At 64.2% G+C, this 20,534-nt stretch carries 21 protein-coding genes; 7 read left to right on the forward strand and 14 right to left on the reverse strand.

The annotated features are described in order from the left end of the window. Nucleotides 1–6: 6 nt before the first annotated feature. From argE (JKV55_RS10150) to JKV55_RS10185, 8 genes are all read right to left on the reverse strand, one after another. Nucleotides 7–1,182: an acetylornithine deacetylase gene (argE, locus tag JKV55_RS10150; protein WP_202084871.1), complete on the reverse strand. Its 1,176-nt coding sequence runs from the start codon at nt 1,180–1,182 to the stop codon at nt 7–9. Nucleotides 1,183–1,315: 133 nt separating this feature from the next. Continuing rightward, a complete protein-coding gene (locus JKV55_RS10155; protein WP_094039405.1) occupies nt 1,316–1,792 on the reverse strand; it encodes a universal stress protein in 477 nt (158 codons plus the stop codon). A 10-nt stretch (nt 1,793–1,802) separates the two neighbouring features. Next, nucleotides 1,803–3,089, reverse strand: coding sequence for a TRAP transporter large permease (locus JKV55_RS10160; protein ID WP_237332809.1), 1,287 nt, complete (start codon nt 3,087–3,089; stop codon nt 1,803–1,805). A 27-nt stretch (nt 3,090–3,116) separates the two neighbouring features. Continuing rightward, entirely contained in the window at nt 3,117–3,674 is a 558-nt protein-coding gene (locus tag JKV55_RS10165; protein ID WP_202084873.1) for a TRAP transporter small permease, read from the reverse strand. Between the two features lie 62 nt (nt 3,675–3,736). Beyond that, nucleotides 3,737–4,765 carry a TRAP transporter substrate-binding protein DctP gene (gene dctP, locus JKV55_RS10170; RefSeq protein ID WP_202084875.1) on the reverse strand — a complete coding sequence of 343 codons (1,029 nt, stop codon included), beginning with the start codon at nt 4,763–4,765 and terminating at the stop codon, nt 3,737–3,739. Between the two features lie 107 nt (nt 4,766–4,872). Beyond that, nucleotides 4,873–5,544, reverse strand: a complete 672-nt coding sequence (locus JKV55_RS10175) for a DUF1028 domain-containing protein (protein ID WP_202084877.1) — start codon at nt 5,542–5,544, stop codon at nt 4,873–4,875. 10 nt (nt 5,545–5,554) lie between these two features. Then, a complete protein-coding gene (locus tag JKV55_RS10180) occupies nt 5,555–5,974 on the reverse strand; it encodes a RidA family protein (RefSeq protein ID WP_094039410.1) in 420 nt (139 codons plus the stop codon). 77 nt (nt 5,975–6,051) lie between these two features. Continuing rightward, nucleotides 6,052–7,368, reverse strand: a complete 1,317-nt coding sequence (locus tag JKV55_RS10185; RefSeq protein ID WP_202084879.1) for a flavin-containing monooxygenase — start codon at nt 7,366–7,368, stop codon at nt 6,052–6,054. A gap of 431 nt (nt 7,369–7,799) precedes the next feature. On the opposite strand from JKV55_RS10185, the gene ltnD reads away from it, so the two are divergent. The 7 genes from ltnD to JKV55_RS10220 all read left to right on the forward strand — a co-directional run bounded on the left by ltnD (nt 7,800) and on the right by JKV55_RS10220 (nt 14,590). Then, nucleotides 7,800–8,699 carry an L-threonate dehydrogenase gene (gene ltnD, locus JKV55_RS10190; protein ID WP_202084882.1) on the forward strand — a complete coding sequence of 300 codons (900 nt, stop codon included), beginning with the start codon at nt 7,800–7,802 and terminating at the stop codon, nt 8,697–8,699. Beyond that, nucleotides 8,700–9,965 (forward strand): 3-oxo-tetronate kinase, encoded by a 1,266-nt coding sequence (otnK, locus tag JKV55_RS10195; protein WP_202084884.1) that lies wholly within the window; start codon nt 8,700–8,702, stop codon nt 9,963–9,965. It begins immediately after the preceding gene. Continuing rightward, nucleotides 9,958–10,599: a 3-oxo-tetronate 4-phosphate decarboxylase gene (gene otnC, locus JKV55_RS10200; protein WP_202084885.1), complete on the forward strand. Its 642-nt coding sequence runs from the start codon at nt 9,958–9,960 to the stop codon at nt 10,597–10,599. Before otnK ends, otnC begins: the two co-directional genes overlap by 8 nt. A gap of 10 nt (nt 10,600–10,609) precedes the next feature. Next, nucleotides 10,610–11,395, forward strand: a complete 786-nt coding sequence (gene otnI, locus JKV55_RS10205) for a 2-oxo-tetronate isomerase (RefSeq protein ID WP_202084887.1) — start codon at nt 10,610–10,612, stop codon at nt 11,393–11,395. 3 nt (nt 11,396–11,398) lie between these two features. Beyond that, entirely contained in the window at nt 11,399–12,163 is a 765-nt protein-coding gene (locus JKV55_RS10210) for a DeoR/GlpR family DNA-binding transcription regulator (protein WP_202084889.1), read from the forward strand. 76 nt (nt 12,164–12,239) lie between these two features. Then, nucleotides 12,240–13,199, forward strand: coding sequence for a D-erythronate dehydrogenase (gene denD / locus JKV55_RS10215; RefSeq protein WP_202084891.1), 960 nt, complete (start codon nt 12,240–12,242; stop codon nt 13,197–13,199). After that, nucleotides 13,199–14,590 carry a GntP family permease gene (locus tag JKV55_RS10220; RefSeq protein WP_202084893.1) on the forward strand — a complete coding sequence of 464 codons (1,392 nt, stop codon included), beginning with the start codon at nt 13,199–13,201 and terminating at the stop codon, nt 14,588–14,590. The genes denD and JKV55_RS10220 overlap by 1 nt, the downstream gene beginning before the upstream one ends. A gap of 133 nt (nt 14,591–14,723) precedes the next feature. On the opposite strand, the gene JKV55_RS10225 is transcribed toward JKV55_RS10220, so the two are convergent. The 6 genes from JKV55_RS10225 to argE (JKV55_RS10250) all read right to left on the reverse strand — a co-directional run bounded on the left by JKV55_RS10225 (nt 14,724) and on the right by argE (JKV55_RS10250) (nt 20,498). Further along, nucleotides 14,724–15,170, reverse strand: a complete 447-nt coding sequence (locus JKV55_RS10225) for a host attachment protein (protein WP_202084895.1) — start codon at nt 15,168–15,170, stop codon at nt 14,724–14,726. A 104-nt stretch (nt 15,171–15,274) separates the two neighbouring features. After that, entirely contained in the window at nt 15,275–15,679 is a 405-nt protein-coding gene (locus JKV55_RS10230; RefSeq protein ID WP_202084897.1) for an NUDIX hydrolase, read from the reverse strand. Nucleotides 15,680–15,690: 11 nt separating this feature from the next. Beyond that, a complete protein-coding gene (locus JKV55_RS10235) occupies nt 15,691–15,942 on the reverse strand; it encodes a GlsB/YeaQ/YmgE family stress response membrane protein (protein ID WP_202084898.1) in 252 nt (83 codons plus the stop codon). A 111-nt stretch (nt 15,943–16,053) separates the two neighbouring features. Beyond that, a complete protein-coding gene (gene ybaK, locus JKV55_RS10240) occupies nt 16,054–16,515 on the reverse strand; it encodes a Cys-tRNA(Pro) deacylase (protein ID WP_202084908.1) in 462 nt (153 codons plus the stop codon). 97 nt (nt 16,516–16,612) lie between these two features. Further along, the gene (gene ppc / locus JKV55_RS10245) at nt 16,613–19,234 is read right to left on the reverse strand and encodes a phosphoenolpyruvate carboxylase (protein ID WP_202084910.1); all 2,622 of its coding nucleotides are present in this window, start codon (nt 19,232–19,234) and stop codon (nt 16,613–16,615) included. A gap of 112 nt (nt 19,235–19,346) precedes the next feature. Then, entirely contained in the window at nt 19,347–20,498 is a 1,152-nt protein-coding gene (gene argE, locus JKV55_RS10250; RefSeq protein WP_202084912.1) for an acetylornithine deacetylase, read from the reverse strand. Between the last annotated feature and the right edge of the window lie 36 nt (nt 20,499–20,534).

Consider the following 20,534-nt stretch of genomic DNA (forward strand, 5'->3'; position numbering starts at 1 on the left):
CGCTGGTTAAGTTGGGCTCCCGGCGGGAGCCCTCAGTTGCGCCAGCAGGCGGGCGATAAAGCGCTCACCCTGCTCGAGCTGGCTGATCTCGATAAACTCGTCGGGTTTGTGGCCCTGCTCCATGCTGCCGGGGCCGCACACCAGGGTGGGTATACCCAGCGCCCGGCTGAACAGCCCCCCTTCGGTGCCGAAGCCGATGGTGTGGGTGCCCTCGGTACCGGCCAGGCGCTGGACGAAGGCCACCACCCCGGCGTCGTTGGCGGTGCTGAGCCCCGGGTATTCGGTGGTGATCTCGATGTCGATACCACAGCCCGGATCGGTGCGGCGCATTTCCGCTGCCAGGGTGTCGGCATGGTCCTGGAATTCGGCCAGCAGGCGACGGGGATCCTCGACGGCGATATTGCGGATCTCGAACAGGAAGCTGCAGTGGTTGGGTACTATGTTGAGGGCGGTGCCGCCCTCCACCGTGCCGGTATGCACCGTGCTGTAAGGGATCTCGTAACCTTCCTCGAAGGGGCCCTGGTTGCGCTTCTGGATGGCCAGGCGCTCCAGCCACTGGATCAGGCGGGCAGCATAGTTGATGGCGTTGACCCCGAACGGTGCCAGGCCGGAATGGCACTCCTTGCCACGGACACTGACCCGGGCGGCGATCTTGCCCTTGTGGGCGGTGACCACCTTCATCTGGGTGGGCTCGCCGATGATGCACAGGGCCGGCTTGAGCGGCAGCTCGGCCAGGGTATCGATCAGCCGGCGCACTCCCACGCAGCCGATTTCCTCGTCGTAGGAAAAGGCGAGGTGAACGGGGGTGTGCAGGGGTTGCTCCACCATCTCGGGCACGGCGGCCAGCACCAGGGCGAGGAAGCCCTTCATGTCGGCGGTGCCCCGACCATAGCAGCGGCCGTCCTCCAGGGTCAGCCGATAGGGCTCATGGCTCCATTGCTGGCCGGTGACCGGCACCGTGTCGGTGTGGCCCGAGAGCATGACGCCTGGCTTGTCCTCCGGGCCCAGGGTGGCGTAGAGATTGGCCTTCTGCCCGGCCTCGTCATGCACCAGGGTGCTGGCCACTCCGTAGCCGTTCAGGTAGCCGCGCACATAATCCAGCAGGGCCAGGTTGGAATTGGCGCTGGTGGTGTCGTAGCCGATCAGTCGCTGCAGAATTTCGAGGGTAAGGGCGCTGGCCATGGGATCTCCTGGTAAACATTGGTCACTCCGGGCTGCTACCGCAGGCCGGGATGTTTCTCTGTGGTGAAGATTATGTAATGGCTTTGTATATTAAAAATATTTTTATACTGTGCCTTGGATAAATAAAAACTATTCAGATGCCTGAGCCGACTCCGCGCACCCTGATGCAGCTGCAGTGAGCCTGGGCACTGACCCGGTCGGCCAGGCTGCCGAACAGGCGATCACCCTCGGCATGGCTGCCCAGGACGATGGCGTCCACCGACAACTGGTCCGCCAGCTCGAGGATGACGGTAGCCGGCGTTCCCCGGCGAAGATGGCAGTCCGCTCTCAGGCCTCGTTGTGTAAGGCGTGTCTGGGCCTGCAGGAGAGCTTCCTCGGCCAGGGACTTCAGGCTCAGCTCCACCGGACTGGCGGCCTCAATGGGGCCGACCCTGAGCTGGGTATAGCGCCGGTTGGTGTAGGAAAAATGTCGGTAGACGCTGACCAGGCTAAGCCGGCTGTGGAAAGCGTGGGCCAACTCGGCGGCGGTATCCAGGGCCTGGAGAGCGGCCTGTGAGCCGTCCACCGCTACCAGCAGGTGGCGGAAGGGGGAGGAATGGGGCGTATTCATGTCATTCTCCTTATCGGGACGAGACCAGTAAATCACGCAGGAACAGGGCTATCTGCGGAAACAGGGCCAAGAGCATGGCGGTCAGCAACAGCATGAATATGAAGGGGGGAGTACCCCGTATCACCTCCATATAGGGTCGCCGGAAAATGGCGATGGCGGTGAAAATGTCGCAGCCGAAGGGGGGCGTGGCCGATCCGATGGCTACCTGCAGGGTAATCATGGTGCCGACCAGTACCGGGTCGAGCCCGGAGGAGCGGATCAGGGGGAGGAAGATGGGGATCAGGATCAGCATCACCACTATGGGATCGACGAACATGCAGCCGATAAAGAAAGCGACGGCGATGCAAAGCAACACCGTCATGGGCTCGGCGTCGGCCAGGTTGAGGCCGTTGATGATGGTCTGGGGCACCTCAGCGTAGGACAAGGCCCAGGAAAAAGCGGCTCCGGCCCCGATCAGGATGAAGACCACGGCGGTGACCAGGCCGGTGGACAGGGCGATGCCGGGCAGCTCCTTCAGCCTGATGGACCGGAAGATAACCACCTCGAGCAGGATGGCGTAGAGCACACAGATGGCGGCGGCCTCGCTGGGGCTGAACACGCCGCCGTAGATGCCGCCGACGATGATCAACGGGAAGCCGGCGGGCCAGATCGCCCGGCGGATGGCCCGCCAGCGTTCATGCCAGCTGGATCTGGGTTCTACCGGTATGCGGTGACGCCAGGCGTAGAACACCGCATAACCGGAAAACATCGCCAGGATCAGCAGCCCCGGCCCTATGCCGGCGATGAACAGCTCGGAAATGGAGGTGCCGGTGAGCACACCGTAGATGATCATGCCGATGCTGGGCGGGATCAGGAAGGCAATGTCGGAGGCGTTGATGGCCAATGCCATGGTAAAGGTATCGCTATAACCGGCCTTGAGCATGCGTGGCCGCATGGGGCCACCCACCGCCACCACTGTCGCCTGGGTGGAGCCGGAAACCGCACCGAACAGGGTACAGGTGGTCGCTACCGTGACTGCCAGGCCGCCACGCAGGTGGCCGACGAAGCGCATCACCAGGTCGAGCAGGCGATCCGAGGAATGGCCGCGAGTGATAATGTCGGCCGAGAGAATGAACATCGGCACGGCGACCAGCGCCGAGGGTTTCACCCCGCCCACCATCTGCTGGATGATGATGGTGGGATTGAGCATCTCGAAAAACAGGAAAAAGGCCGCCAGGGTGGCGATGAGCAGCGGCATCATCATGGGAAAGCCCAGCAACAGCAGCACTATCATGGTACTCAGCATTACCGTGGTCATGGTTTTTTCCTTCTGTGGGCGGCCGCGTCAGAGCGACTCCTTGGGTTGCGATTCGTCGTAGATGTCCAAGGCATGGAACGACAGGAAAATGTCGCGGCTTTGCAGGTTGCGGATAAAGGCCAGGCTGTATTGCAGTCCGGCGATGAAGAAGCCGAGCGGCACCACCAGCAGGGTCCAGTACAGGGGGATCTGCAGGGCGGCCGTGATCATGCCGCGCCGGGCCATCTGAGCAACATAGGCATAGGCGTAGTAGCTGAGCAGGAACAGGGTGAGGGCAGTGCTCAGGGTAATCAGCAGCATCAGCCCTTTCTTGTAGCGATCGGGCAGCACGTCGTAGAGGGCGGACATGCGGATATGGCGGCCCTGGCGGGTGACGTAACCCAACCCCATGAAGGTGATCACCACCATCAGGATCTGGTTCAGTTCTTCGGCAAAATACAGGCTGTGGGCAAAGAGGTAGCGGCCGAATACGTTGATGATGGTGTTCAGTGCCATCAGCAGTATGCCACCGGCCAGACAGGTCACTTCCAGCCGGTGGATCCAGCGGTCGGCCAGGATCAGTCCGCGGTGTAACATGGGAGTCATAGGGGTACCCTCGGCAGGTGCCGCCACCCATTGCCGGGCGGCGGCGGGGAGAAAGCCGAACCTCAGTTCAGCTGCTGCTCCAGACGGTCGCGCTCGGCGAGAAAGCCGTCCAGCACCTGCTGGCCATGGCTGCCTACCATCTGTACGAACTTCTGCCGGGTTTGCTCGGCCCTGGCCCGGAAGGCGTCACGCTGGACTTCGTTCAGGCTGATATAGGTCATGGCCGGTTTTTCCTGCAGTATCTTGGCCAGGAACTCCTGCTCCAGCCTGGGTACCTCGTCCATCATGTAGTGGGTGACTTCCGTCATTGTGTCGCGGATCAGCTGCTGGCGCTCGGTCGGCAGACCGTCGAACCAGTCATCGCCGGTGATGATGGCGCTGGTGAACAGCTGATGGCGGGCCGAGATCAGGTAGTCAGTCACCTCGAAGAAGTTGCTCTGGTAGACCGAGGATATGGGTTGGCCGACCCCGTCGATCATCTTCAGTTGCAGGGCACCGTAGACTTCACCAAAAGGTAGCGGGGTGGGGCTGGAGCCCAGATCCTTGAATGCCTCTACCTGCAGCGGGGACACCAGAATACGCATCTTGAAGTTGTTCAGATCTTCCGGAGTACGCACGGCACGGTTGGCGGCCCAGGCATCCTCGCCTTCGGAGTAGATGCTCATCAGGCGCAGCCCGGTCTTGGCGAAACCTTTTTCCATGCCCTGATAGACGGTTGTGGAGTCGGTCATCAGGTGTTTGTTGACTTCGTTGTTCTCCGACAGGATGAAGGGGATGGAAAACAGCTGTATCTCCGGCACGAAGGAACCCAGGTGGCCAAGGGATATATTGGCGAATTGCAGGGCACCATCGGCTACCAGCTCGGTGGCGTCGGCCGAAGTACCCAGGGTGCCACCGTAGAAGATATTGACCTTCACGTCACCGTCGGTCTTGGCCTCAATGCGTTTCTTGAACTCCTGAGCATAGAGATCCTGAATATCTCCCTGGGATACCTCGATGGCGTACTTCCAGGTTTCCGCTTGGGCACCGAAGGCCAGACAAGCGAGGGGAACGGCTTTGGCGAGGGTTGAGAAAGATTTGAACAAATCCATTATCTGTATCTCCATTACATCCATTTTGGGTTGAATCGGGTGTCCGCATGGACACCCGGGTTGTCGGGGTGATGCCGGTCTTCCCTTGCCGGGCGGCAGCCGACCCCTTATTCATCCCCCGGTACGCCGAAGGCGTCGGCCTGGGCCGGATCCTGGGCGCGGGTGATGTAGGCCTGCATCTGTGGCTGGTATTGCCGCCAGAGCAGGCGCAGTTCGTGGAGGGGGGCGATATGCCAGTCGACCCGCAGATCCACCACCGGCCAGCTGGGCTCGGCGCTCATCAGCAGGCCGGCGGAATGCACCGGCCCCAGCTCGCCGCCGGCCTCCAGCCCGGCTTCCAGCGCCAGCAGCAGCCGTTCGGCCAGGTGGCCCCGGCTCTGTTCGAAGGCAGCCACCATGGCCTGGGGTACCCGGGTGTTGGCCAGCAGGTTGCCCATGGCCAGGCAGTGCCGGCCCCGGGCGGTGGCGTGCAGGCCCAGGGCCCGGTCACCACTGAAGGTAACGCCGTTGCCCTGGCGGTCCAGCACGCCGAGCTGGCGCCATTGAAAGTGGGGGTCGGCCTTGGCCAGCACACCGGGGATCTGCTCCACCGCCACCCCTTCCTGCAACAGCTCCAGTGCCAGGGGGCCAAGCACCGGATTGGTGACATTCTGGCTCAGGGCCACGCCCACGCCGCTGTGCACGAAGGCGCAGCGGCTGGCCACGGCAATGCTGGAGGAGCTGATGGCGCAGCCCATCATGCCGGTGTCGGGGCAAAGCCCGGCGACGGAAAAGGTCATGGTATCCTCCTTATGCCTGTTCGTCGGGAATGACGGCGATGACATCGATCTCCATCAGCCATTCGGCCTGGGCCAGGCCCGCCACCACCAGGCCGGTGGAGATGGGGTAGACCCCCTTCAGCCACTTGCCCACCTCCTGGTAGACCGGCTCGCGAAAGCGCGGATCCGTGATGTAGGTGGTGGTCTTGACGATATGGCTCATGTCGCTGCCGGCTTCTTCCAGCAGCTGTTTGACGTTCTTCATCGCCTGCTCCGCCTGGGCCCGGGGATCGCCCAGCCCGACCAGCTTGCCTTCGAAGTCGGTACCGACCTGACCGCGCACATAGACGGTGTTGCCCGCCCGTACCGCCTGGCACAGATCGTTGTCCAGGCTCTGGTTGGGGTAGGTTTCCTTGGTGTTGAACATGCGTATGCGAGTGTGAGTGGGCATGGGGTTGCTCCGGTTAATACTGATTGAGTAAGCGAACAGGGACCGGCACTGTGCCGGTCCGGGTTAATGGGTTAGTTTCAGGCGGCGCTTTCCTTTTTGGCAGCGCGAATGTCGCTGACCTTGCCGGCGTCACGCTGGTCGGCGTCCTTGTAGGCGGCATACTTGCGCTGAGTGGCGATGTGGTCGGCGATGTGCTTGGCGTCGTGCCATACCCCCCAGATAAAAGTGGAGCCACGGCGGGACAGCCAGGGCAGACCCAGGAAATAGATCCCCGGTTCGCTCGACACACCGCGCTTGTGCTGGGGTTTGCCCTTGTCGTCAAAGGCGTTCACGTCGAGCCAGCTGTAATCTGTGGTGAAACCGGTGGCCCAGATGATGGAGGTGATACCGGCCTCGGCCATGCCCAGCTCCAGGGTCGGGGTGGTCATGCACTCGGGGTCCGGCAGTAATTCGCGGGCTTCGGGCTCTTCCGGCAGATCCAGATTGTTGCGGGCAATGTAGGCATCGGCCGCATCCAGCAGTTCCAGGTAGTTGGCGTCGCCGTTGCGAATGTTTTCCGCCAGATCCTGTTCAAAGGTGACTTTGCCGTTGGCAAAGGTGCCGGTGCGGCCCACCAGGTTGATGCCCTGTCTGGCCAGCTTGCGGAAATCGACGGTGTGGCCGCCCCGGGCGCCGCTCACCGCTATGGTGACGTGCTCGGTCCCCGGCTTCATGGCTTCGGCGTCCCACTCGCCCAGCACACCCAGCCACCAGCAGAAGTCGCGGTTGCGATAGGCGCGGGGCGGACGGTCGTGGGGGCCTACCGACAGGTAAACGGTCTTGCCGGCCCGCTGCAGCTCGTCGGCGATCTGTACTCCCGAGGAGCCGGCACCCACCACCAGCACGGCGCCGGCGGGTAACTGGTCCGGGTTGCGATAGGCGGAAGAATGGATCTGGTACAGGCTCTCGTCCTTGGGCGCAATCGGCGGAATGGCCGGACGCTGGAACGGACCTGTGGCGGCCACCACCCGGTTGGCCTGAATTTCGCCGATGGAGGTGTCCACGGTGAAGCCCGGGCGATCGGTGTTACGAACGACCTTTTTCACTTCCACGCCGGTGCGAATGGGGGCGTTGAACTTCTCGGCATAGGCCTCGAAGTAGGCGGCGATGCGCTCCTTGGGGGCGAAGGCGTCGGGGTCCAGGTCGTCGAACTCCAGGCCCGGAAAGCGATCGTGCCAGGCCGGGCCGTTGGCCACCAGCGAGTCCCAGCGCTCGGTGCGCCAGCGTTCGGCGATGCGGTTGCGTTCCAGCACCAGGTGGGGCACTCCGAGTTTGGTCAGGTGCTCGCTCATGGCCACGCCGGCCTGACCGGCGCCTACCACCAGCGTATCGATTTCTGTCTTTTCAGCTGTCATGTCTGTGTCCCTCTGGATGACGGTGTGTTTCGGGTCGGTCAGGGCCTAGCCTCCTTTGTTCGAAACAAGCCTAAGGGGTAACAGCGCATCGATAAAATATTATTAACATTAGAATTACATTTGAAAATCTGATGCTGCGGTATCGTAACGGCCTCTGAACAGCCTTTTCACAGGATTGAGATATCCTTTTTTTTCAATGGGTTGATCTCTATTGTTCGGTCATGTCGGGGTCTTTACGCGATCTTATTCACATTTTCTTTCACATTTTTTTGTGAATAATTGTTATGGGGTGATTTCTTTTAATTGCTTTTAAATCAGTATATTGAAGTTTTTTATGGTTTACCTGTTTTGTGAGTTCCCGACGTTAACTGTGACGATATGTGATCGATAATGTATTCATCACAGTAGTTCACAGCTTGGGAGTAACACAGATGAGCGCACTTTCCCGTATTGGCCTGGTCGGCCTCGGCTCCATGGGCATGGGCATGGCCCGGTCCCTGATCCGCGCCGGCTTCGATACCTATGGTTTTGACCTGAACCCCGATGCCTGCGCTCGTCTGGCCGAAGCCGGCGCCGCCGGCACCGGCCCCTCGGCGCTGCCCTACGCGGACCGGCTCGATGCCCTGGTGCTGGTGGTGGTGAACGGTGCCCAGGTGGAGGCGGTGCTGTTCGGCGAGCAGGGCCTGGCCCAGGCGCTGCGCCCGGGCAGCCTGGTCATCGTGTGCAGCACCATGGCCGCCACCCAGACCCAGTCCATCCACCGCCGCCTGGCCGCCCTGGGCCTGGAGATGATAGACGCGCCCATCTCCGGCGGCGCGGTCAAGGCCGCCGACGGCAAGCTGTCGGTGATGGCCTCGGGCAAGCCCGAGCTGTTCGAGCAGGCCAAGGGGCTGTTCGACGCCGTGGCCGAAAGGCTCTACGTGATCGGGCCCGACATCGGCCAGGGCAGCACCGTCAAGACCATCCACCAACTGCTGGCCGGGGTGCACATCGCCGCCGCCGCCGAGGCCATGGCCATGGCCGCCAAGGCGGAGATCCCGCTGGAGCTGATGTTCGAGGTGGTCACCCACAGCGCCGGCAACTCCTGGATGTTCGAGAACCGGGTGCCGCACATCCTGGACGGCGACTATGCGCCGCGCTCCAGCGTCGACATCTTCGTCAAGGATCTGGGCATAGTGCTGGACAGCGCCCACCAGATGAAATTCCCGCTGCCGCTGGCCTCCGCCGCCCACCAGATGTTCCTGGCCGCCAGCAACGAGGGCTACGGCCGTGAAGACGACGCCGCCGTGGTCAAAACCTTCAAGGGCATCCGTCTGCCGGAGGGCAAGTAAATGACGCAACGTCTGGGTGTTATCGCCGACGACTTTACCGGCGCCACCGATATCGCCGGCTTTATGGTGGAAAACGGCTGGCGCGTGACCCAGCTGATCGGCCACGGCCCTGCCGAGGTGCCGGCGGACGTGGACGCCGTGGTCATCTCCCTGAAGAGCCGCTCCTGCGCGGTGGAGCAGGCGGTGGCCGACTCCCTGGCGGCGCTGGCGCGGCTGAAAGAGCTGGGTTGCGACCGTTTCTTCTTCAAGTACTGCTCTACCTTCGACTCCACCGCCGAGGGCAATATCGGCCCGGTGACCGACGCCCTGCTGGCGGCGCTGGGCGAGAGTTTTACCGTGATCTGCCCGGCGCTGCCGGTGAACGGCCGCACCGTCTGCCACGGCAACCTGTTCGTGAACGGGGTGCCGCTCAACGAGTCCGGCATGAAGGATCACCCGGTGACCCCCATGCGGGATGCCAACCTGCAGCGGCTGATGGCCGCCCAGGCCCGGGGCCAGGTGGGGCTGGTGGACTATAACTCCGTGCTGGCCGGACCGGCGGCGGTCCGCGCCCGGATCGAGGAACTGAAGGCGGCCGGTGTGAACTACGCGGTGCTGGATACCCTGACCATGGCCGATCTGCCGGTGCTGGGCGAGGCGGTGAGCGAACTGAAGCTGGTCACCGGCGGCTCCGGCCTGGGCGCGGGCCTGGCCCGCGTTGCCACCGGCGGCCAGGGCGCCGCCCTGGCCCGGGAGCTGGGTGCGCCTGTGGCCGGCGGCCGCGCCGTGGTGCTGTCCGGCTCCTGCTCCCAGATGACCAACGCCCAGGTGGCGACTTATAAGCAGAGGGCGCCGCACCGGCTGGTGGAGGTGGCCCGCTGCATCGAGGCGCCCGCCGCCTACGCCGCCGAGCTGGCCGACTGGGTCGCGGCCCAGGACAGCGCCCCGGCGCCCATGCTGTACGCCACCCAGCCCGCGGCCGAGCTGGCCCGCATCCAGGCCCAGTATGGCGCGGCCCGGGCCAGCGAGGCGGTGGAGGGGGTGTTCGCCGCCGTGGCCGCCCGCCTGGCCGGCCAGGGCTTCGGCAAGTTTATCGTGGCCGGCGGCGAGACCTCCGGCATCGTCACCCAGGCGCTGGCGGTGACCGGTTTCCACATAGGCCCGCAGATCGCCCCGGGCGTGCCCTGGGTGCGGGCCCTCGACAAGCCGCTGTCGCTGGCGCTCAAATCGGGCAACTTCGGCGACGAGCACTTCTTCAGCAATGCCCAGGAGTTTTACCATGACTGAATTTTCCCTGCGCCTGGAAATGGTGAAGATCGCCAAATCCATGTTCGAGCGCGGTTACAGCAGCGGCGGGGCGGGCAACCTCAGCCTGGTGCTGCCCGACGGCAACCTGCTGGCCACCCCCACCAACACCAGCTTCGGCGACCTGGATCCGGACTGCCTGAGCAAGGTGGACATGGCCGGCAACCACCTGGACGGCGACAAGCCCTCCAAGGAAGTGCTGATGCACATCGCCATGTACCGCCAGCGGCCCCAGGCCGGCGGCATAGTGCACCTGCACTCGCCCTACCTGACCGCGCTGTCCTGCGTGGACGGGCTGGATCCGGCCAACTGCCTGCCGCCCATCACCCCCTATTACGTGATGCGGGTGGGCAAGCTGCCGCTGATCCCCTATTTCCGCCCCGGCAGCCCGCGCATCGCCGAGGAGCTGGGCAAGCTGGCCGCCGGGCATGGCTCTGTGCTGCTGGCCAACCACGGCCCGGTGATCAGCGGCAAGAGCCTGCGCGAGGCCATGTTCAACGCCGAGGAGCTGGAAGAGACTGCCCGGCTGTATTTCATCCTGCGCAACGGCCCCATGCGCACCCTGACCGACGATCAGGTGGCGGAGCTGGAGCAGGTATTCAAAGGCAAGATGTAAGGAGCGGACCATGACCCGATTTGCAGCCAACCTGTCGATGATGTTTACCGAAGTGCCCTTTATGGCGCGCTTCCAGGCCGCCCGCGCCGCCGGCTTCCGCGCGGTGGAATACCTGTTCCCCTACGCCGAGGACAAGGACGCCATCGCCGCCGAGCTCAAGGCCCAGGATCTTACCCAGGCGCTGTTCAACATGCCCCCCGGCGACTGGGAGGCGGGCGAGCGCGGCCTGGCCTCGCTGCCCGGCCGGGAAGCGGAATTTCGCGCCGGCGTGGCCACCGCCCTGGCCTACGCCGAAGCGCTGGGCTGCACCCAGCTGCACGCCATGGCCGGCCTGTGCCAGCCCGGGCTGAGCCGCGAACAGCAGCAGGCCACCTATGTGGCCAATATCCGCTACGCGGCGGACCAGGCGGCCCCAAAGGGTATTCTTGTGCTGATTGAACCCATCAACAGCCGCGACATGCCCGGCTACTTCCTCTCTACCCAGGTGCAGGCCGAGGCGTTGCTGGAAGCGATCGACCGGCCCAACGTCAGGATCCAGCTCGATCTCTACCACTGCCAGATCATGGAAGGGGATCTCACCCGCACCATCGACCGGCTGTGGGGCAAGTTCAGCCATATCCAGATAGCCTCGGTGCCCGAGCGCCACGAGCCGGACCAGGGCGAGGTCAACTACCCCTGGCTGTTCGACTATCTGGACGCCAAGGGCTACGACGGCTTCCTGGGCTGCGAATACCGCCCGCGCGGCAACACCGAAGCGGGCCTGGGCTGGTTCGCCCCCTGGGCGGACAAGGAGTAAGCCATGATCCCCGCTGAACGCCGCGACTACATCTACCGCTATGTGCACGAACGCAACATAGTGCCGATCAACGAGCTGGCCCAGGAGCTGGACGTGTCGCACATGACGGTGCGCCGCGATATCCAGCAACTGGAAACCGAGGGCAAGGTGGTGTCGGTAAGCGGCGGGGTCAGACTCAACGACGCGGTCAAGCAGGAGCTGGCCTACAGCGAAAAGGCCAGCATCCACCATAACAGCAAGGTGGCCATCGGCCTGGCGGCGGCGGAACTGGTGGAGGACGGCCAGGTGATCTACCTGGACGCCGGCACCACCACCTTCGAGGTGGCCAGGGGCATCGCCCGCAGGGCCAACCTGACGGTGGTGACCAACGACTTCACCATCGCCAATTACCTGATGCAGTACCCCCAGCTCACCCTGTTCCACACCGGCGGCCTGGTGGATGTGCGCAACCGCTCCTGCGTGGGCCAGGCGGCGGCGACCCTGCTCGCCAGCCTGAACCTGGACCTGGCCTTTATCAGCTCCAGCTCCTGGGATCTGGAGCGGGGCATGTCGACCCCCACCGAGAACAAGGTGGTGGTCAAGCAGGCGCTGCTGAAGGTGGCGCGGCGCCGGATCCTGGTGAGCGACAGCAGCAAGTACGGCAAATACGGCATGTTCCGCGTCTGCCCGCTGCAGGCGCTGACCGACATCATCAGCGACGGCGGCCTGGCGGAAGAGACGGCGGAACAGCTGCGCGGCCAGGGCCTGCAGGTCCGGCTGGTGGAATAAGGCTCGGCATAATAACGATTATTACAAACCAACCTCTGTAGCTTATCGGGTGCCCTCGAGCACCGAGGAGAATCAAATGAATATCATCATTACCGGTGGTGCGGGCTTCCTCGGCCAGCGCCTGGCCAGGGCCTTGCTGCAACAGCAGCAGATCGCCTTCGATCGCCTGACCCTGGCGGACGTCATCGTTCCCACCTCGCCGCTGGCGGACGAGCGGGTGCGCTGCGTGCAGGCGGATCTGGGCGATCAGGCCGCGGTGCAGGCGCTGGTGACCCCGGACACCGGCCTTATCTACCATCTGGCGGCCATAGTCAGCAGCCATGCCGAGGCCGACTTCGACCTGGGCATCAAGGTCAACATCGACGCCACCCGTTACCTGCTGGAGGCGGCGCGCCACCAGGCGCCCGGTTGCCGCTTCGTGTTCTCCAGCTCCCTGGCGGTGTTCGGCGGCGAGCTGCCGGAGGTGATCCAGGACCACACCGCGGTCTGCCCCCAGTCTTCCTACGGTATGGAGAAATCGGTGGGCGAGCTGCTGGTCAACGACTACGCCCGCAAGGGCTTCGTCGACGGCCGGGTGCTGCGCCTGCCTACCATCAGTGTGCGCCCGGGCAAGCCCAACCAGGCGGCCTCGTCCTTCGCCAGCGGCATCATCCGCGAGCCGCTGCAGGGCGAGGAGAGCGTCTGCCCGGTGGCCCTGAGCCTGCCCATGTGGCTGTCGTCCCCGGCCACCGTGGTGGAGAACTTCGTGCGCGCCGCCCAGGTGCCCGCCGAGGCCTTCGGCGCCAGCCGTACCGTCAACCTGCCGGGCATCACAGTCACCGTACAGCAGATGATCGACGCCCTGCGCCGGGTGGCCGGCGACCAGGTGTGCGCCCGCATCCGTTACGCAGAAGACGAGGCGGTATCGCGCATCGTGGCCAGCTGGCCCGGCCGTTTCAACATTACCCGAGCCCAGGGGTTGGGCTTTGTACAGGACGCGGATTTCGACAGCGTGATCCGCCGTTTTATTGCCGATGATATGGAAGGAACCAAGTAATGACAGACGCAAGCTCAATGGCCCCGGTGATCGGCCTGGCCGTCGCCGTAGTGGTGCTGATTTTCCTGGTGGTGAAGACCCGGGTGCACGCGCTGATCGCCATGCTGGCGGCGGCCAGCATCGCCGGCGCCTTTGGCGGTATGGCACCGGCGGACATCGTCAACGTGATCACCAGGGGCTTCGGCGGCACCCTCGGCAGCATAGGTATCGTGATCGGCCTCGGCGTCATGATGGGGCGGATCCTGGAGGTGTCCGGTGCCGCCGAGCAGATCGCCTACAGCTTTATCAAGTGGCTGGGCAAGAAGAAGGAAGAGTGGGCCATGGCCATTACCGGCTATATCGTCTCTGTGCCCATCTTCGTCGACTCCGCCTTCGTGATCCTTTACCCCATCGCCAAGGCGCTGGCCGCTAAGGGCAAGCGCAACCTGCTGACCGTGGGCGTGGCCCTGGCCGGCGGCCTGGTGGTGACCCACCATACGGTGCCGCCCACCCCGGGTCCCCTGGGCGTGGCCGGCCTGTTCGGCGTGGACGTGGGCGCCATGCTGCTCGCCGGCCTGGTGCTGGCGCTGCCCTGCGTGGTAGTCATAGTGCTCTATGCCCAGTGGCTGGGTCGCAAGTATCCCGACTTCCACGCCCCTGTGGTGCAGGACAGCCCCGAGCTGGAAGAAAGCTACAACCACTACCTGGCTTCCAAGGCCGGCAAGGAACTGCCCAGCCTGTTCCTGTCGCTGCTGCCGATACTGGCGCCGATACTGCTGATCTTCGTCAACACCCTGTTCGGCACCCTGGCCAAGATCGACGGCTGGAACGGCCTGAGCGAGAACCCGGTGGTGCAGCTGTTCACCTACCTGGGCCATCCGGTGATCGCCCTGTCCATCTCGGTGCTGCTGGCGGTCTATACCCTGGTGCCCAAGATGAACAAGCACGACACCATGGAACACCTGGAAGAAGGCCTGCAGAGCGCCGGCATCATACTGCTGGTGACCGGTGCCGGTGGCGCCCTGGGTGCGGTGCTGCGCGAGTCCGGTGCCGGTGCCATGCTGGGCGAGCAGATCGCCGGCCTGCCGATGCCGCCGGTGCTGATCCCCTTTATCGTCTCCACCCTGGTGCGGCTGATCCAGGGCTCGGGCACGGTGGCGATGATTACCGCGGCCTCCATCTCGGCGCCCATCCTGACCACCATCCCCGGCGTGAACATGCTGGTGGCGGCCCAGGCGGCGACCATGGGTTCGTTGTTCTTCGGCTATTTCAACGACAGCCTGTTCTGGGTGGTCAACCGCATGATGGGCATCAAGGACGTGAAGCAGCAGATCATCGTCTGGTCCATTCCCACTACCCTGGCCTGGGCCACCGGCCTGGTGGGCGTGCTGGTGCTCAACGCCGTGCTGTAAGCGGCCGGGAGATGACCGAGGGAAGCGAGTGGCCGTTGCCGCCCGCTTGATCCCTCTTGGTTGAAAGAAAAAAATCCGATGACGCCTCGTCATCGGATTTTTTGTGCTTCTGGCCTCGGGTGGCGATACAGGCTCAGTGGCGCAGGAGCAGTTTTTCGATTTCGTGCACCGGCATCTTGACCAGATCCTTGTCCAGCTCGGCACGAACCGCATTTTTCAGCGTTTCCGAATAGGCCGAGCGCAGCATGCCGAGGGCGCGCGGCGGCGCCACCATGATCAGCGACCGGGTCTTGTCGGCGCCGAGGACGTCGTCCAGATGCCGGACGAGCCGGGTCAGGAATTCCTGCTCGGCCTGATCGTGCCAGTCGGTCTGCTCGAAGGTGGTGCGGACATGGCCCGCGGCATGGCTGCGGCCGGGGGCGTCGGTGCCGAGTTCTCGCGTCGGCTGGGCCTTCTGCTCGAACACCTCTATGGTCTTGAGGTTGGGCGATTTGGCGTCGCCGTCATTCTGCAGCACCAGCGCCTTGGCGCCATCGCACACCACTACCCACTCATTCTCTAGAATTGACAACCCGGACATACAACAGCCTCCATGGATCCTTGGGTATCTCTTAGGATAGCAGCGGCGCGATTGCCCTGCGCGGGCGCCCGGCTGCCGGTGGGGCAATAATCCGATGGCCGCTATCAGGCTGGCGCCGAGCGCGCGATAATCAGCTCGAGGTCGGGGCACAGGGGCGAGGGCAGGGCGTCCGGGCTGAACCAGTCCACCGCCAGGGCGTCGTCGGCGGCAACGGGGGTACCGCTCTGGTAGTGGCCGCGCACCGCCACCATCACATAGTGGTGGGCGAGGCGGCCGTCTTCCTCGGCCAGCACATCGAAGCAGGCGAAGGGATACTCCATCTCGGCCAGCACCCCGGTTTCCTCCCGCAGTTCCCGCGCCGCGCCCGCGGCCATGGTCTCGCCCCATTCCAGTTTGCCGCCGGGAAAGCCCCAGTGGCCGGCGTGGGGCGGGTATTTGCGCTGGACCAGCAGCACCTGCTGCCGGCGCCAGACCACGGCGATCACGCCGACCTTGGGTGCAGGAGACATCTGTTTTCCTTCTAGGGTTTCTTGAGGATGCGATAGGCAAGCAGCAGTATGATCGCGCCGATGACGGCGGTAAAGAGGCTGCCGAGGTTGAAGCCGGTGACCGAGCCGAAGCCGAGCCGGGTGCCGACCCAGCCACCGACGAAGGCGCCCGCGACGCCCAGCAGTATGGTCATGATCAGGCCGCCGCCGTCCCGCCCGGGCATGATCCACTTGGCCAGGAAACCGGCGACCAGACCGAAAAGAATCCAGCTCAGAATTCCCATCTTCAGCTCCTTTTCCATGTCGATATCCCCGACAGCATAGCCCAGCCGGATGCAAAAGGGACCACTCACGCCGGCCGCTGCGTCAGGCGCGGTCTGAGGGGCGGCAACCGGCTATTCGGCGATATCCGCAATCCGGGCCTGCAGCAGGGCTGCTATCCCGTCGGCGGCCAATCCCACCGACAGGCCCCGCTTGCCGCCGGACACCAGCACATAGGGATAGTCCATCGCCGAGGCATCCAGCACCGTGGTCAGCCGCTTCTTCTGGGCGAAGGGGCTGATGCCGCCCACCTTGTAGCCGGTGAGCCGTTCCGCCTTGGCCGGCGGCATCATGTCGAGCTTTTTCACCCCGGCGGCCTTGGCCAGGCGCTTGAGGTTGACCTTGCCGGAAGAGGGCACCAGAGCCACCACGGCGCCCTGCTCGCCTTCGGTGAGCAGGGTTTTGAACACCTGACCCAGGGGCACCCGCAGCTGGCCGGCGGCATGGGCGCCGAAGTCGTCCTGGGCGGTGCAGTCGTACTGGTGCAGGGTAAAGGCGGCCTTCTGCTGTTCCAGAAACAGGATGGCGGGAGTCATGAGCGTGATTTCCGTGCATAAAAAAGCCCAGTCTGCGACGACCGGGCTCGGTTGACAAGTGTCAGCTCAAGGGCCTGCGCCCTCTTACCCTTTTATATTAGCCGGTATTTCGCATACCGGCGGCGATGCCGGCGATGGTGACCATCAGCGCCTGATCCAGCACCGGGTGGATCTCGCCCTGCTGGCGGGAGCGCTTGAGCAGTTCGGCCTGCAATACGTTGAGCGGATCCGTGTAGGGGTTGCGCAGCTTGATGGATTCCTTGATCCAGGGCTGGTCGGAGAGCAGCTCGGCCTCTTCCTTCAGTTGCAGGATAAGATCCATGCTCGCCTTCAGCTCTTCCCGCAGGCGTACGCCCAGCGGCTTGAGCGCCTCCGGCACCAGTACGCTGTCGTAGTAGGCGGCCAGGCCCAGGTCGGCCTTGAGGAACACCATTTCCAGCATGTCCAGGCGGGCGCGGAAGAAGGGCCAGCGCTTGTTCATCGCCACCAGGGTGTTCTCCTGGCCGTCCTTGATGGCCTGCTCCAGCCCCTTGTGGGCACCCAGCCAGGCGGGCAGCATCAGCCGGTTCTGGGTCCAGGCGAAGATCCAGGGGATGGCGCGCAGGCTTTCCACCCCGCCATCGGGCTTGCGCTTGGCCGGGCGTGAGCCCAGCGGCAGCTTGCCCAGCTCCAGCTCGGGGGTGGCGGCGCGGAAATAGGGCACGAAGTCGGGCTCGCCGCGGATCAGCGAGCGGTAATGGTCGCAGGACACCCGGGCCATGGTGTCCATCAGCTCACGCCACTGGGGTTCGGGCTCCGGCGGCGGCAGCAGGTTGGCCTCGAGCACGGCGCTGGCGTAGAGCGCCAGGCTGTCGATGGCGATCCGGGGCAGGCCGAACTTGAAGCGGATCATCTCGCCCTGCTCGGTGACCCGCAGGCCGCCCAGGGTGGAGCCGGGGGGCTGGGCCAGTATCGCCTGGCGGGCGGGACCGCCGCCCCGGCCCAGGCTGCCGCCCCGGCCGTGGAACAGGGTCAGCTTGACCTGTTCTTTCGCGCTCAGGTTTACCAGCTGCTCCATGGCGCTGTACTGGGCCCAGCCGGCGGCCATCATGCCCGCGTCCTTGGCGGAGTCGGAGTAGCCGATCATCACGTACTGGTGGCCCTGCAGGTAGCCGCGGTACCAGGGCAGGGCGTACAGCTGCTCGATCACCTCGGCGCCTCTGTTGAGGTCGTCCAGGGTTTCGAACAGCGGCGCCACCGGCAGCGGAAAGTCGACGCCGGCTTCCTTCAGCAGCAGTTGCACCGCCAGCACGTCGGAGGGGGCGCCGGCCATGGAGATGATGTAGATGCCGAAGGCATCGCGCGGGTGCTCGGCGATGACTTTGCAGGTGTCCAGCACCTCCTTGGTGTCGTCCGAGGGCTGCCATTGGCGCGGCAGCAGCGGCCGGCGGGAATTGAGCTCGTTGAGCAGGAAGGCCTGCTTGTCGGATTCGCTCCATTCGGCGTAGTCGCCGAGGCCCAGGTAGCGGGTGATCTCGGCCAGGGCCTGGGTGTGGCGGTCGCCGTCCTGGCGGACGTCGAGCTTGAGCAGGTGGATGCCGAAGCAGGCGACCTTGCGGATCACGTCCAGCAGCAGGCCGTCGGCGATCATGCCGAGGCCACACTCATGCAGGGAGCGGTAGCACAGCTCGAGCGGCTCGCGCAGTTGTTCGGTGCTGGTGATCAGATCCCGGGCGTCGGTCTTCTGGCCCTGCACCCTGGCGTTGAGGTGCATCAGGGTTTCGCGCAGATCTTCCCGCAGCCGGCGCAGCACCGCCCGGTAGGGCTCGTCGCTCTCGCCGCTCTGGATATAGAGTTCGCGGTTGGCCTGGGACATGGACAGCTCGGACACCAGTTCCTGGATGTCGTTGAGGAACAGGGAGCTGGCCATCCAGCGGCCGAGCAGCAGCACTTCCCGGGTGACCTTGGCGGTGACGAAGGGGTTGCCGTCCCGATCGCCGCCCATCCAGGAGGCGAAGCGCACCGGCGCGGCGTCCAGCGGCAGGCGCACGCCCAGGTGGTCCTGCAGCTGCTGGTCGAGCTGGCGGATGAACTGGGGCAGGGCGGGCCAGAGGCTGTTCTCGATCACCGCGAAGCCCCACTTGGCTTCGTCCACCGGGGTGGGGCGCAGGGAGCGGATCTCGTTGCTGTGCCAGGCCTGGGCGATCAGCTGTTCGACCCGGGCCAGGATCTCCGCTTTTTCCGGCTCGGGCAGATCCAGCTCCAGGGCGGCCAGGCAGTCGTTGAGCTGCACATGCTTGTGAATAAAGGTACGGCGGGTCACTTCGGTGGGGTGGGCGGTGAGCACCAGCTCGATATCCAGGGCGGCCACCGCCTCCTTGATGCGGTTGTCGTCGATGTCGGCGCCCTTGAGCCGCTCGAACACCTGGTGCAGCGGGCTGGGACCGGCGCTGCGCTGGTATTCCCGGGAGATGGTGTGGAACTGCTCGGCCACGTTGGCCAGGTTCAGGAACTGGTTGAAGGCGCGGGCCACCGGCAGCAGCTCATCGTCACTCAGGTTTTTCAGGGTGCTCAGCAACTGCTGCTGATCGTCCTGGTTGCCTTGCCGGGCCGACTTGGCCAGCTGGCGGATGGTCTCGATCTTGTCGAGGAAGGCCTGGCCGTGGTGGGCCTTGATGGTATCGCCCAACAACTGCCCCAGCAGACCGACGTTGGCCCTGAGTGCTGCATGATTATCCATATCTGCCTCTTTTGTTAATTTATTACAAAATGATGACGCTTCTGCCACTTATCTAGCCATTTTTCCCGGTTCCGGTCAATCCCACTTCGGGGTTGGTCGGAAATTCTGTAATTTATTTACTTAAACAGAAACGTTTGACCAGATGTTGCAGCACCTGGACGGTGGGGGTGACGAAGGACAGATCCAGGTATTCGTCGGGCTGGTGGGCCTGGGCGATATGGCCGGGGCCCAGGACTATGGTCTGGCAGCCCAGTTGCTGGATAAAGGGCGCTTCGGTGCAGTAGTTCACCGCTTCCGCCGGGTGGCCGGTGATCTCGGCGGCGGCCCGTACCAGCTCGGCCTCCGGGTCGGTGCCGTAGGCGGGAATGGGCTCATGCAGGTGGCTGACCTCCACCGCCCCCGGGTACTGCTCCTTGATGGGTTCCAGGGCATGGTGCAGCAGCCCCATCAGTTCGTCGGGGCCGACCCCGGGGATGGGCCTCATGTCGAAGTGCAGTTCGCAGCAGGCGCAGATGCGGTTGGGGCTGTCGCCGCCATGGATATGGCCCAGGTTGAGGGTGGGCTGGGGCACCTTGAAGTGGGTATTGGCGTAGTTTTCCTTGAGCTGGCGCTGCAGGTCGAGCAGCCGGGCCATTACCTGGTGCATGATTTCCAGGGCGTTGAGGCCGTTGGCCGGATCCGAGCTGTGGCCGCTCTTGCCGGTGATGCGGATGGCTTCCGACATATGGCCCTTGTGCATCATCACCGGCACCAGGCCGGTGGGCTCGCCGATCACCGCGTAGTCGGGTTTGATGGCCATGGCACTGGCGATGGCCCGGGCGCCGGCCATGGTGGTTTCCTCGTCGGCGGTGGCGAGGATACGGATGGGCTTGTCGAGTTTGCTCAGGTCCAGGTCCTTGAGCGCTTCCACTATAAAGGCAAAGAAGCCCTTCATGTCGATGGTGCCCAGGCCGTAGAGGCGGTTGCCTTCCTCGGTGACCTTGAAGGGGTCCTTGTTCCAGCGGCCCGGGTCGAAGGGCACCGTATCGGTGTGGCCGGCCAGCAGCAGGCCGCCGTCGCCTTCTCCCCGGGTGGCCAGCAGGTTGAACTTGCCAGGCAGGTCGGGCAGTTCGGTCACTTCCACCTCGAAACCGAGCTGGCTGAACCAGTCCGCCAGCAGACGAATCACCTGCTCGTTGCTCTGATCCCAGCTGGGATCCGTGCTGCTGATGGAGGGCAGGGCGATGATGTTGCGGTACATGTCCAGCAGGTTGAGCGATTTCATAGGATCTCCGTCGAGAATTTATCTAATTTAAATTCA

Source organism: Zobellella iuensis (assembly GCF_016746085.1).
Taxonomy (GTDB): domain Bacteria; phylum Pseudomonadota; class Gammaproteobacteria; order Enterobacterales; family Aeromonadaceae; genus Oceanimonas; species Oceanimonas iuensis.

What these genes read in the sequence shown, in the direction of transcription:
- argE (WP_202084871.1), bottom strand. Translation starts at nt 1,182, where the DNA reads ATGGCCAGCGCCCTTACCCTCGAAATTCTGCAGCGACTGATCGGCTAC.
- JKV55_RS10155 (WP_094039405.1), bottom strand. Translation starts at nt 1,792, where the DNA reads ATGAATACGCCCCATTCCTCCCCCTTCCGCCACCTGCTGGTAGCGGTG.
- dctP (WP_202084875.1), bottom strand. Translation starts at nt 4,765, where the DNA reads ATGGATTTGTTCAAATCTTTCTCAACCCTCGCCAAAGCCGTTCCCCTC.
- ppc (WP_202084910.1), bottom strand. Translation starts at nt 19,234, where the DNA reads ATGGATAATCATGCAGCACTCAGGGCCAACGTCGGTCTGCTGGGGCAG.
- JKV55_RS10175 (WP_202084877.1), bottom strand. Translation starts at nt 5,544, where the DNA reads ATGACCTTTTCCGTCGCCGGGCTTTGCCCCGACACCGGCATGATGGGC.
- JKV55_RS10210 (WP_202084889.1), top strand. Translation starts at nt 11,399, where the DNA reads ATGATCCCCGCTGAACGCCGCGACTACATCTACCGCTATGTGCACGAA.
- ybaK (WP_202084908.1), bottom strand. Translation starts at nt 16,515, where the DNA reads ATGACTCCCGCCATCCTGTTTCTGGAACAGCAGAAGGCCGCCTTTACC.
- otnC (WP_202084885.1), top strand. Translation starts at nt 9,958, where the DNA reads ATGACTGAATTTTCCCTGCGCCTGGAAATGGTGAAGATCGCCAAATCC.
- argE (WP_202084912.1), bottom strand. Translation starts at nt 20,498, where the DNA reads ATGAAATCGCTCAACCTGCTGGACATGTACCGCAACATCATCGCCCTG.
- JKV55_RS10180 (WP_094039410.1), bottom strand. Translation starts at nt 5,974, where the DNA reads ATGCCCACTCACACTCGCATACGCATGTTCAACACCAAGGAAACCTAC.
- JKV55_RS10160 (WP_237332809.1), bottom strand. Translation starts at nt 3,089, where the DNA reads ATGACCACGGTAATGCTGAGTACCATGATAGTGCTGCTGTTGCTGGGC.
- JKV55_RS10165 (WP_202084873.1), bottom strand. Translation starts at nt 3,674, where the DNA reads ATGACTCCCATGTTACACCGCGGACTGATCCTGGCCGACCGCTGGATC.
- denD (WP_202084891.1), top strand. Translation starts at nt 12,240, where the DNA reads ATGAATATCATCATTACCGGTGGTGCGGGCTTCCTCGGCCAGCGCCTG.
- ltnD (WP_202084882.1), top strand. Translation starts at nt 7,800, where the DNA reads ATGAGCGCACTTTCCCGTATTGGCCTGGTCGGCCTCGGCTCCATGGGC.
- JKV55_RS10230 (WP_202084897.1), bottom strand. Translation starts at nt 15,679, where the DNA reads ATGTCTCCTGCACCCAAGGTCGGCGTGATCGCCGTGGTCTGGCGCCGG.
- JKV55_RS10220 (WP_202084893.1), top strand. Translation starts at nt 13,199, where the DNA reads ATGACAGACGCAAGCTCAATGGCCCCGGTGATCGGCCTGGCCGTCGCC.
- JKV55_RS10185 (WP_202084879.1), bottom strand. Translation starts at nt 7,368, where the DNA reads ATGACAGCTGAAAAGACAGAAATCGATACGCTGGTGGTAGGCGCCGGT.
- JKV55_RS10225 (WP_202084895.1), bottom strand. Translation starts at nt 15,170, where the DNA reads ATGTCCGGGTTGTCAATTCTAGAGAATGAGTGGGTAGTGGTGTGCGAT.
- JKV55_RS10235 (WP_202084898.1), bottom strand. Translation starts at nt 15,942, where the DNA reads ATGGGAATTCTGAGCTGGATTCTTTTCGGTCTGGTCGCCGGTTTCCTG.
- otnI (WP_202084887.1), top strand. Translation starts at nt 10,610, where the DNA reads ATGACCCGATTTGCAGCCAACCTGTCGATGATGTTTACCGAAGTGCCC.
- otnK (WP_202084884.1), top strand. Translation starts at nt 8,700, where the DNA reads ATGACGCAACGTCTGGGTGTTATCGCCGACGACTTTACCGGCGCCACC.